Annotated in this window: 6 protein-coding genes; 2 read left to right on the top strand and 4 right to left on the bottom strand. The window is 74.0% G+C overall.

The features are described from left to right. Positions 1–54 precede the first annotated feature (54 nt). Entirely contained in the window at positions 55–3,855 is a 3,801-nt protein-coding gene (gene metH / locus ACI78Q_RS14385; RefSeq protein WP_456924076.1) for a methionine synthase, read from the bottom strand. Between the two features lie 227 nt (positions 3,856–4,082). On the opposite strand from metH, the gene ACI78Q_RS14390 reads away from it, so the two are divergent. Continuing rightward, on the top strand, positions 4,083–4,943 hold the full coding sequence (locus ACI78Q_RS14390; protein ID WP_456924077.1) for a PAC2 family protein: 861 nt from the start codon (positions 4,083–4,085) through the stop codon (positions 4,941–4,943). 393 nt (positions 4,944–5,336) lie between these two features. Here the strand turns inward: ACI78Q_RS14390 and ACI78Q_RS14395 are convergent, their stop codons facing one another. Both ACI78Q_RS14395 and mshC read right to left on the bottom strand, forming a co-directional pair. Then, complete coding sequence (locus ACI78Q_RS14395) at positions 5,337–6,368, bottom strand: HD domain-containing protein (RefSeq protein ID WP_456924078.1); 1,032 nt, start codon at positions 6,366–6,368, stop codon at positions 5,337–5,339. Next, on the bottom strand, positions 6,368–7,624 hold the full coding sequence (gene mshC, locus ACI78Q_RS14400; RefSeq protein ID WP_456924079.1) for a cysteine--1-D-myo-inosityl 2-amino-2-deoxy-alpha-D-glucopyranoside ligase: 1,257 nt from the start codon (positions 7,622–7,624) through the stop codon (positions 6,368–6,370). The genes ACI78Q_RS14395 and mshC overlap by 1 nt, the downstream gene beginning before the upstream one ends. An 84-nt stretch (positions 7,625–7,708) precedes the next feature. Here mshC and ACI78Q_RS14405 point away from each other — a divergent pair, with 84 nt between their 5' ends. Further along, positions 7,709–8,425, top strand: a complete 717-nt coding sequence (locus tag ACI78Q_RS14405; RefSeq protein ID WP_456924080.1) for a maleylpyruvate isomerase family mycothiol-dependent enzyme — start codon at positions 7,709–7,711, stop codon at positions 8,423–8,425. A gap of 4 nt (positions 8,426–8,429) precedes the next feature. Here the strand turns inward: ACI78Q_RS14405 and ACI78Q_RS14410 are convergent, their stop codons facing one another. After that, positions 8,430–8,816 carry a VOC family protein gene (locus ACI78Q_RS14410; protein ID WP_456924081.1) on the bottom strand — a complete coding sequence of 129 codons (387 nt, stop codon included), beginning with the start codon at positions 8,814–8,816 and terminating at the stop codon, positions 8,430–8,432. Positions 8,817–8,880 lie beyond the last annotated feature (64 nt).

Genomic DNA, 8,880 nt, shown 5'->3' on the forward strand with positions numbered 1-8,880 from the left:
CGCCGACCGGAGCCGGCCGCCGTCCCGTCGTCCGTGAGATCGGCTACGCCGCGCTCACTCGTCGTCGGTGCGGTAGCCGAGGTTGGGTGAGAGCCAGCGCTCGGCCTCGGGGAGGGTCCAGCCCTTGCGGCGCGCGTAGTCCTCGACCTGGTCGCGGCCGATCCGCCCGAGGTTGAAGTAGCGCGACTGCGGGTGGGAGAAGTACAACCCGCTGACCGCGGCACCGGGCCACATGGCCATGCTGTCGGTGAGCTGGATGCCGGTGGCCGCCTCGACGTCGAGCAGCTCCCAGATGGTGCGCTTCTCGGTGTGCTCGGGGCAGGCGGGGTAGCCCGGGGCGGGCCGGATGCCGCGGTAGCGCTCGGCGATCAGCTCCCCGCTGTCCAGGTGCTCGTCGGGGGCGTAGCCCCACAGCTGGGTGCGCACCCGCTCGTGCAGCCGCTCGGCGAACGCCTCGGCCAGCCGGTCGGCCAGCGACTCGAGCAGGATCGCGCTGTAGTCGTCGTTGGCCGCCTTGAACGCCGCCACCCGCTCGGGCACCCCGAGGCCGGCGGTGACGGCGAAGGCGCCCACGTAGTCGGGCAGCCCGGTCTCCCGCGGCGCGACGAAGTCGGCCAGGGACTTGCGGGGCGCACCGTCGCGGCCCTCGGTCTGCTGCCGCAGCTGGTGGAGGGTCGCCCGGACGGCGGTGCGGGTCTCGTCGGTGTAGACCTCGATGTCCTCGCCGTCCACCCGGTTGGCCGGGAACAGGCCGACGACGCCGGCCGCCCGCAGCCACCGCTCCCCCACGATCCGGTCGAGCATCGCCTGGGCGTCCTCGAACAGCCGGCGGGCGGCCTCGCCGGTCGCCGGGTTGTGCAGGATGTCGGGGAACCGGCCGCGCATCTCCCAGGCGGAGAAGAACGGCTGCCAGTCGATGTAGTGGCGCAGCTCGTCCAGGGACTGGTCGGGGAAGGTCCGCACGAACTGGGTGGCCTCGCCGTGCCAGTGCTCGCAGTCCGGCGCCGCGCACACGTCGCGGGCCTGCTGCAGCAGCATGCGGGGCCGCGGCGGGGTGTAGCCGCTCCAGTCCAGCGCCGGCGCCGCGGCGCGCGCGGCCGCCAGCGGCAGCAGCGTGCGGGTGTCCTGCCGGGCCGCGTGCCGCTCCCGCAGCCCGGCGTACTCCTCCTCGATCCCGGCCAGCAGCGCCGGGCGCTGCTCGTCCGACAGCAGGGCCGCGACCACCGGCACCGACCGGGAGGCGTCCTTCACCCAGATGACCGGGCCGTGGTAGGCCGGCGCCACCTTGACCGCGGTGTGCGCCCGCGAGGTGGTGGCGCCGCCGACCAGCAGCGGGATGTCGAAGCCCTGCCGCTCCATCTCGGTGGCGAGGGTGACCATCTCGTCGAGCGAGGGGGTGATCAGGCCGGACAGTCCGATGACGTCGGCGCCCTCCTGCTTGGCGGTGTCGAGCACCGTCTGCGCCGGCACCATGACGCCGAGGTCGACGACGTCGTAGTTGTTGCACTGCAGGACGACGCCGACGATGTTCTTGCCGATGTCGTGGACGTCGCCCTTGACGGTTGCCATGACGACCTTGCCGTTGCTGCGCTCGACGTCCCCGGGGCGCTTCTCGGCCTCGATGAAGGGGATGAGGTAGGCGACGGCCTTCTTCATCACCCGGGCGGACTTCACCACCTGCGGCAGGAACATCTTCCCGGCGCCGAACAGGTCGCCGACGACGTTCATGCCGGCCATGAGCGGGCCCTCGATGACCTCGATCGGCCGGCCGCCCCGGGCGCTGATCTCCGCGCGGAGCTCCTCGGTGTCGGCCTCGACGAACCCGTCGATGCCCTTCACCAGCGCGTGGGTGATCCGCTCCCCGGCCGGCAGCGCCCGCCACTCCTCGGTCGCGGCTTCCTTCACCGCGCCGTCGGCGGCGTAGTCCCCCGCGATCTCCAGCAGCCGCTCGGTGGCATCGGCCCGGCGGGCGAGGACGACGTCCTCGATGCGCTCCCGCAGCTCGGCCGGCACCTCGTCGTACACCTCGAGGGCACCGGCGTTGACGATGCCCATGTCCATGCCCGCGGCGAGGGCGTGGAACAGGAACACCGCGTGGATGGCCTCCCGGACGCGGTTGTTGCCGCGGAAGGAGAAGGAGACGTTGGAGACGCCGCCGGAGACCAGCGCCCCGGGCAGGTTCGCCTTGATCCAGCGGGTGGCCTCGATGAAGTCCAGCCCGTAGCGCGCGTGCTCCTCGATGCCGGTGGCGACGGCGAACACGTTCGGGTCGAAGATGACGTCCTCGGCCGGGAAGCCGACCTGCTCGGTGAGGATCGTGTACGCCCGGCGGCAGATCTGCTTCCGGCGCTCGAGGTCGTCGGCCTGCCCCTGCTCGTCGAAGGCCATGACGACGACGGCCGCGCCGTGCTTGCGGCACAGCCGGGCCTGGCGCACGAACTCCTCCTCGCCGGACTTCAGCGAGATGGAGTTGACGATCGACTTGCCCTGCACGCACTTGAGGCCGGCCTCGATGACCTCCCACTTGGAGGAGTCGACCATCACCGGCACGCGGCAGATGTCGGGCTCGGCGGCGACCAGCTTGAGGAAGCGGTCCATCGCGGCGACGCCGTCGATCATGCCCTCGTCCATGTTGACGTCGATGACCTGCGCGCCGGCCTCCACCTGCTGGCGGGCCACGGCCAGGGCGGCCGGGAAGTCACCGGCCCGGATGAGGTTGCGGAACCGGGCCGAGCCGGTGATGTTGGTCCGCTCCCCCACGTTGACGAACAGCGAGTCCCCGTCGACGGTGAGCGGCTCCAGGCCGGACAGCCGCAGCGCCGGGCGGACCGCCGGCGGCGTCCGGGGCGCCACGCCGGCCACGGCCGCGGCGACGGCGGCCACGTGCGCCGGCGTCGTCCCGCAGCAGCCGCCCGCCAGGTTGACGAAGCCGCTGCCGGCGAACTCCCCGAGCACCGCCGCGGTCTCCTCGGGGGACTCGTCGTACTCGCCGAAGGCGTTGGGCAGGCCGGCGTTGGGGTGGCAGGAGACGAAGGTGTCGGCGATCCGCGCCAGCTCGGCGACGTAGGGCCGCATCTCGGCGGCGCCGAGGGCGCAGTTGAGCCCGACCAGCAGCGGGCGCACGTGCCGCACGGAGTTCCAGAACGCCTCGGTGACCTGGCCGGACAGCGTCCGCCCGGAGGCGTCGGTGATGGTGCCCGAGACCATCACCGGCCAGCGGCGTCCGCGCTGCTCGAACAGCGTCTCCAGGGCGAAGACCGCCGCCTTCGCGTTGAGGGTGTCGAAGACCGTCTCGACCAGCAGCACGTCCACGCCGCCGTCGACCAGCCCGTCGGCCTGGGTGAGGTAGGCCGCGGCCAGCTCGTCGAAGCTGACGTTGCGGGCGCCGGGGTCGTTGACGTCGGGCGAGATCGAGGCGGTGCGGCTGGTCGGGCCGATCGCGCCGGCGACGTAGCGCGGCCGGTCCGGCGTCCGTGCGGTCATGGCGTCGCACTCGCGGCGGGCCAGCCGGGCGGCGGCGACGTTGAGCTCGTAGGCGAGCTCCTCCATGCGGTAGTCGGCCAGCGAGATCGCCGTCGCGTTGAACGTGTTGGTCTCGATCACGTCCGCGCCGGCCTCGAGGTACTCGCGGTGGATGCCGGCGACGATCTCGGGGGCGGTGAGGGTGAGCAGGTCGTTGTTGCCCTGGACGTCGACCGGCCAGTCGGCGAACCGCTCCCCCCGGTAGCCGGCCTCGTCCGGCCGCCGTCGCTGGATCGCGGTGCCCATCGCGCCGTCGAGCACGAGGATCCGCCGCCGCAGCAGCGCGGTGAGCTCGGTGGTGGCATCGGGACGGAGTGCGGGGAACTCGGGCACGGGCTGTCCTCGGAGGTGGTTCGAACACGGTCACGAGAGCGTCCGGCGCCAGGGCTCTGGCAACTCCGACGCGGCGGCGGTGCCTCGTCGTCCTCGAACTGCGGGCCCCATCGTCCCATCCCGGGGGCCTCCCGCCACCGTCCGCCCTCGCCCGGTCGCGGGACCCGCGTCGCCCGCGAGGGCGCCGTCGGAGCGGCCGCACGCCCGGACCGACGTAGGCTCGAAGGGTGATCGACCCGAAGTCCACTCCTGAGGACCTGCCGCGGCTGACCGACCCCGTCGTGGTCGTCGCCTTCGAGGGCTGGAACGACGCCGGGGACGCCGCCACCGGGGCGCTGGAGCACCTCGAGCTCATCTGGGACGCCACCCCGCTCGCCGCCCTCGACCCCGAGGACTACTACGACTTCCAGGTCAACCGCCCCACCGTGTCGCTGGTCGGTGGGGTCAGCCGCCGCATCGAGTGGCCCACCACCCGCATCTCCGTCGCCCGCCCCCCGGGCGCCGAGCGCGACGTCGTCCTGATCCGGGGCATCGAGCCGAACATGCGCTGGCGGGGCTTCTGCGAGGAGCTCATCGAGCTGTGCCGCGAGCTCGACGCCCGCTCCGTCGTCGGCCTGGGCGCCCTGCTGGCCGACACGCCGCACACGCGGCCCACCCCGGTGACCGGCTCGGCCTACGACGCGGAGTCGGCGGAGCGCCACGGCCTGGACACCTCCCGCTACGAGGGGCCCACCGGCATCCTCGGCGTCTTCCAGGACGCCTGCGTGCAGGCCGGGCTGCCGGCGATCAGCTTCTGGGCCGCCGTCCCCCACTACGTCTCCCAGCCGCCGTCGCCGCGGGCCACGGTCGCGCTGCTGCAGCGCGTGGAGGAGGTCCTCGAGATCCCCGTGCCGCTGGGCGCCCTGCCCGAGCAGGCCGACGACTGGGTGAAGACCGTCGACGAGATGGCCAACGAGGACGCCGAGGTCGTCGAGTACGTGCGCTCCCTGGAGGAGCGGGCCACCGAGTTCGACCTGTCCAACGCCAACGGCGACACCATCGCGCGCGAGTTCGAGCGCTACCTGCGCCGCCGGGGCGGCACGAACTGACCTCGGCCCCGTCCTCCCCGCGCCTCGCACGCTCAGGGGGAACCCGGGACGGGGCCGGAGCCGAGGGCGCCCCCCGTTCCTCGCACGCTCCAGGTGTCGAGTGTGCAGTTGGTGTCGCCGACACGCGCGGACACGCCGGTGCCGGCGGCCCCAACTGCCCACTCGCGCGGATCGGGCTCGCGCGGATCCGGCTCGCGCTGACCGGGCTCACGCGCACCGGGCTCGCGCTGACCGGGCTCACGCGCACCGGGCTCACGCTGGAGGGCGGCCCCGCTGTCGCTGCCCCTCCCCCGCCTCACGCGCCCGACGGCGGCGCCTGACGGCGCGGTCGTGTTGGGGATAACGGTCGTATGACGGGCAGTGGATCCCCGCCGGCGACCGTCCGGGCGGCGGCTACTGCAGGCGGAGCAGGGGGCGCATCGCCGACGTGGCGTCGGCGTCGAAGAGCCGGTCGTGGGTGGCCAGCGCGAACCGGTCGGTCATGCCGGAGACGTAGTCCACGACCTGGGTCACCGGGTCGGCCTCGGTGTCCCGGTAGGACGCCGGGATGAGCTGCGGGTGGGCCAGGTGGTGGTCGACCAGCCGGCGGGTGACGGCGATGGCCAGGTGCTTCTGCCCGGCGGCGGTCTCCGAGGCGTAGACCCGCTGGAACATGAACGTGCGCAGCTCGTGCATCGCCTCGAGCGGCTCGGGGGCCATGACCACCGACCCGCCGTCGGCCAGCGAGCCGGCGATGACCGCGTCGATCATCGCGCCCACCATCTCGCTGCCGGGGTCGCCGAAGACGGCGCGGGCCCGGGCCGGCAGGTCACCCACCCGCAGCACCCCGGCCCGGACGGCGTCCAGCGCGTCGTGGGAGAGGTAGCCGATCCGGTCGGCGTACCGGACGCACTCGGCCTCCCGGGTGGCCGGCGGCGGGTCGATCTTCCAGCTGTGCGCGCGGATGCCGTCGCGGACCTCCCAGGTGAGGTTGAGCCGCTCCAGCACCTCGACGATCCGCACCCCCTGCGCGGCGTGGTGCCAGCCGCCGGGCACGTAGGGCTCCAGCGCGTCCTCGCCGATGTGGCCGAACGGGGAGTGGCCGAGGTCGTGGCCCAGCGCGATCGCCTCGGCCAGGGCCTCGTTCAGCCCGAGAGCCCGCGCGAGGGAACGGGCGACCTGGGTGACCTGCAGCGTGTGGGTCAGCCGGGTGACGAAGTGGTCGCCGTCGGGGTTGAGGAAGACCTGCGTCTTGTGCTTGAGCCGGCGGAAGGCCTTGGCGTGCAGGATGCGGTCGCGGTCGCGCTCGAAGGCGGTGCGCAGGGCGTCCTCCGGCTCGGCGACCGCCCGGCCGCGGGTCGCGGTGGAGCGGGTGGCCGCCGCGGCGAGGGCCTGCTCCTCCGCGCGCTCGCGGGCGGCCCGGTCGACCAGCCGGAAGGCACCCATCAGCAGTCGGCCAGCGCCACACCGAGCAGCGCGTCCACGGCGTCGCCCACCACGCCCGGGGCGCCGTCCTCGAGCTCGTCGTCCGGACCGGCGGCCAGGGTCGCCGCGGCCCAGGCGTCGACGAGGGCGATCGCGCCGGGGCTGTCGAGGTCGTCGGTGAGCCGCTCGCGCAGGCCCTGCAGCACCGGCGCCGCCGGTGCGCCGGCCGGCAGGGCGACGGCGCGGCGCCACGTGCCCAGCCGGGTGCGGGCGCTGTCGAGGAGCTCCGGCGCCCAGAACCGGTCGGTGCGGTAGTGCCCCGACAGCAGCGCCAGGCGGATCGCCATCGGGTCGACGCCCTCGCCGCGCAGCTTGGAGACGAACACCAGGTTGCCGCGGCTCTTGCTCATCTTCTCGCCGTCCAGGCCGATCATCGCCGCGTGCACGTAGGCCCGCGCGAAGGGCTTGGTGGCGGTGAGCGCCTCGGCGTGGACGGCGGAGTACTCGTGGTGCGGGAAGACCAGGTCGCTGCCGCCGCCCTGGACGTCGAAGCCCATGCCGATGGTCTCCAGCGCGATGGTGGCGCACTCGATGTGCCAGCCCGGCCGCCCGTCGACCCCGCGGGGGCCGGCCCAGGACGGCTCCCCGGGGCGCTGCCCGCGCCACAGCATGGGGTCCAGCCGGTTGCGCTTGCCCGCGCGGTCGGGGTCTCCCCCGCGCTCGGCGAAGAACCGCAGCATCGTCGCCTCGTCGTAGCCGGACTCCCCGCCGAAGCCGGGCGCCTGCGCCACGTCGTGGTAGACGTCGCCGGTGCCGTCGTCGAGGACGTAGGCCAGCCCCTCGTCGAGCAGGCCCTCGATGTGGGCGACGATCTGCGGGATCGACTCGACCGCGCCGACGTAGTCGTCGGGCGGGAGCACCCGCAGGGCGGTCATGTCCTCCCGGAACAGCGCCGTCTCGCGCATCGCGAGCACGACCCAGTCCTCCCCGTCGCGCTCGGCGCGCTCGAGCAGGGGGTCGTCGATGTCGGTCACGTTCTGCACGTAGTGGACCGCGTGCCCGGCGTCCCGCCACACGCGGTTGACCAGGTCGAACGCCAGGTAGGTGGCGGCGTGGCCCAGGTGCGTGGCGTCGTACGGGGTGATCCCGCAGACGTACATGCGGGCGGTGCCGGCGGGGTTGGTGGCGACCACCTCGCCGCGCGCGGTGTCGTGGAGCTTGAGCGCGGGACCGGTGCCCGGGAGGGTCGGCAGGAGCGGAGCAGGCCAGGCGAGCACGCCCCGAGCCTAGATGCGCCTACCGACCGCGCCCGTCGGCCCTCATCCTGACGGTGGACGCCGCCCCGTCCCGGAGGAGCCACCGTGGAGCCCGACGAGTACCTGCCGGTCCTGCAGAAGACCAACGCCCGCTTCGCCGACGCCGCCGCCGAGGCGGTCCTGGCGCACGGCTGGCGGGCGCCGGTGCCCGGCTGTCCCGGCTGGACCCTGGCCGACGTCGTCTGGCACCTGGCCGAGGTGCAGCACTTCTGGGCGTGGGTGGTGCGCACCCGCGCGGTGGACCCGGGCACGTACGTCGAGCCGGTGCGGCACCCGGACGACGAGCTGCTCGGCTACGGCCTGGCGCAGTCCGCGGAGCTGGAGACGGTGCTGGCCGGCGCCGACCCGGCGGAGCGGGTGTGGACGTGGGCGCCCCGGCAGGACGTCGGGTTCGTGCTGCGCCGCCAGACGATGGAGGCGGTGGTGCACACCGTGGACGTCGAGCAGGTGCTGGGCGACGTCCGGCCGGTGCCCACCGACGTCGGCCTCGACGGGCTCGACGAGTGGCTGGAGGTGATGGTGCCGGCGGTGTTCCCGCACGGGCCGCCGGACACCGCCCACCCGGTGGTCTTCCACGCGGTGGACGCCGACGCCGAGCGCACCCTGTTCCCCGGCTCCCGGCCGTTCCCGATCGCGGCGCTGACCGGCACCGCCGGGGACCTGCTGCTGGCCGTGTGGCGGCGGGTGCCCCTGGAGGTGCTCACCGTGGACGGCGACGGGCTGCAGGCGGCCGCGATGATCGGCCTGGTGCGGCTGGAGTAGCCGCTCACGGCCAGGGAACGGCGTACCGCTCGAACGCCTCACCGGTCTGGACGCCGACGACGCAGAACACGAGTCCCGCGGGGTCGGTCATCTGCCAGAACGAGCCCATGTCGGCCAGCCGGCGGGCGCCGAGGGCCTCCAGGCGGGCCACCTCGGCCGGGACGTCGTCGGTCTCGACGTCGACGTGCCACCGCGGCGGCGTCCCCTCCCCGGTGCGCTGCACCTCCAGGTGGAACCCGTCGGCGAAGGAGCCGAGGGAGTGCCAGTCGTCGTCGGAGGGGTCCGGCGTCGCAGGGTGGCCGGTGGCCGCCGACCAGAAGGCCAGCCCGGCCGCGTGGTGCTCGGGCGGCAGGTCGAGCAGCAGGATGGCCAGGCGGCTCCGGTGCGGCATGGGCGCCATGGTGGCCGACGCCCCCGACGAGATCGGCGACGTGGTGGCCATCAGGCGCCTGATG

Source organism: Geodermatophilus sp. SYSU D00705 (assembly GCF_054050135.1).